The sequence below is a fragment of the Candidatus Marinimicrobia bacterium CG08_land_8_20_14_0_20_45_22 genome, assembly GCA_002774355.1.
In the GTDB taxonomy this organism is placed as follows: domain Bacteria; phylum Fidelibacterota; class UBA2242; order UBA2242; family UBA2242; genus 0-14-0-20-45-22.
The window spans coordinates 1-2397 of record PEYN01000111.1 but is presented as its reverse complement, the minus strand read 5'-3'; the positions used below and the strand labels follow the sequence as shown (position 1 = coordinate 2397).

3 protein-coding genes are annotated in these 2397 nt (G+C 40.7%); all 3 read right to left on the bottom strand.

Annotated features, from left to right (window positions below; genetic code table 11):
- Positions 1-15: 15 nt before the first annotated feature.
- Positions 16-549: a hypothetical protein gene (locus tag COT43_06415; GenBank protein ID PIS28413.1), complete on the bottom strand. Its 534-nt coding sequence runs from the start codon at positions 547-549 to the stop codon at positions 16-18.
- 175 nt (positions 550-724) lie between these two features.
- Positions 725-1789 carry a hypothetical protein gene (locus COT43_06410; protein PIS28412.1) on the bottom strand — a complete coding sequence of 355 codons (1065 nt, stop codon included), beginning with the start codon at positions 1787-1789 and terminating at the stop codon, positions 725-727.
- Positions 1790-1802: 13 nt separating this feature from the next.
- Positions 1803-2397: hypothetical protein (locus COT43_06405; protein ID PIS28411.1), on the bottom strand; the 595-nt coding region annotated here is incomplete at its 5' end.

The following is a 2397-nucleotide window of genomic DNA, read 5'->3' as shown; positions in this document are numbered from 1 at the left end:
TAAAGTAACTTTCGATTATGGATTTTTCCCAACGATTCGAATATTATCGATAGCAAAAGCACCCGGAGTTTTTTCGTCCGAACGCACGGCTATTTTCATCCTGATTTTCAGATGATGCACGTTTCCCGCAATTTCCGATAAATCTTCGAAAACTTCTGTCCAAACCGGTTGATTTTCATGCCTCGCATAAACGTTCACCGTCCCGACAATCCACGACTCATCATTAGGCAGGAAATCATAGGTTGTGTATCTGAAGAAAACCGAGTCATATCCGAAAAGATCAATTTCGGGGACAATTTCCAGCATTGTGGTATCCGGTCTTGCTTTTGGCGGATTGTTCTCGTCGAAGCCAAAAACAAATCGAAGTGTTGTATCAGAAGGTTGGTAAGTGACTCGTCCGTCAGCTGTCCATTGGCTGACATTCGTGCTGGAAAAAATAACCGTTTCCGTCGATGTTTGACCTAAAACGGTGTCAAAATTCAGAAAAAAAACCAAACCTATGAGAAAACAGGAACAAAAAAAACGAACAAAAACCAAAGCCTTTTTCATTTTCTCACCTCTTTCTAAGGAATTTTCTTACTTATAATCACTTTTTAAAAAAGCCCTACTATTCAAAATAGCGATTCTTTCAAAATAGCGCAACTTGTTTTTCATTCACTCTCTTGATACAACACACAGAGTAACTATTTTATCAGCATACACTTTCCTTGAAGTATGGAAAAGTTCACTTCAGGTAGGCGCATTTTTTAATCTGCGACTGACTGTTCGCCGTGAACCGGATGAGATAAAGTCCGGCGCTCAGATTTCGAGGATTCCAAACGATCGAATGATTTCCCTTGGGCAATTTTCCATCGTAGAGAACATCCACCGCCTTCCCGCTGATATCGTACAAATCAATAACGACAAACTCTGTATTCTGCAAGGTAAAGGCAATCGTCAATGAAGCGTTAAATGGATTGGGATAAGCAGACACCAGATTGATTTGGCTTGGAATTGCTTTTTCACTCGCCACCGCGGAAGGTTGATTGAACCATATCCTTCTGGCCAGCGTAGAATCCAGAACAAATGGGTTCGGTTTATTATCCTGATAATGCGCAATTTTCCAGGTCCTTGCGTATTCAATGGAATCAACCAGATCATAGTAATTCCAATCAATCAGCGTGCTCTTTTGAATTTTCCAGAAATTACTGTCCGCCGCGCTTTTGTACATGGCGTAAAAATAGAACATCGAGCGGGAAACATTGCCTTTATGGTCTTCACGCGGTTCAAAACCATTGCTTCCTGTTTCAGAGAATTGATCCCGGATACTGTCAGGTGGTAAGGTCAGCTGATCGGTGTTGAATCGCCACCATTTGTTTGTAGTTGTATCTGGGATTTCCCCAAATGGTAAATTTCCACGGGAAGAATTTACTCTGTCATAGGTTGGATATAGATGGTGAATATCAGATGCTTGCGGCTCAGGCTCTGCGCCCATTGATTGTGGCCATGTGTGTTCGCAATTTATATATTTTGCATTCGTTTGGGTTCTGATATTTTGTGTTGGATCAATTGTGATAGTATATCCCGTATAGACACAAGACAGTTGGTTCCCGGGTTTCAGATCGATTCTTCCATACATGGAATCTCGAGCAGTATTATAACCAAGAGTCTTTTTCGTTTTATAATTTGCAACGACAGAATCCAGAAGAGTTTGCCCAACCAGCCCTGGATAAAGAACGGTTTGTGATTGGGGAAAAGCAATATTCGTAAATAATCCAATACATAAAACTAAATAGATTCTTTTAATCATTTTTATTGACGTATCAGTTCCTTGTCATGTGTTTCTTGATCATTTTCGTTTTCAAATTCAGGCCGTTCTCTCGAATGATTTTTTCGATGATCTTGTAATTGTCTTTTGTCCTGACAATAACCGTCAATTCCATGCGTTTGGAGTTTGAGAATGCCAGATCGGACATAGAGGTCAGCCGGTCTATAAGCGGTTCTTCGAGAAGAGATTGTGTCGTCTCAAAGTTAAAGCATCTAATCTTGTCCTTTTTTTCGATAATCAGATCGGGGATATATCCTGTCCACGCAGACGGTTTAGCAGGATACTGCTCAATTAGTTTTGTACAGCATGCGTAACCTCGTTTGGAATAGTTCCGAATGAGATAGTGAAGTAGATTGAATTGATCGTGTTTGAAACGCGTACTGAGAAGCGAATGTCGCAAAGCGCTGAGTACTCTTGCATAGAGAACATTCAGATCGAAAGGTTTCGTAACGTAATCGTCCGCTCCAGAAACCAACCCGGTAACCTGAGAATCGGTTGAGGATTTCCCCGTCAGCATAATAACTGGAATAAAAGCAGTAATAGGACGTTCTTTTAATTTATTTAGAACTTGAAATCCATCAATATCGGGA

Bases quoted from the DNA above. Each gene is read 5' to 3' on its own strand.
- COT43_06410 (PIS28412.1), bottom strand. From the start codon at position 1,789: ATGATTAAAAGAATCTATTTAGTTTTATGTATTGGATTATTTACGAAT.
- COT43_06415 (PIS28413.1), bottom strand. From the start codon at position 549: ATGAAAAAGGCTTTGGTTTTTGTTCGTTTTTTTTGTTCCTGTTTTCTC.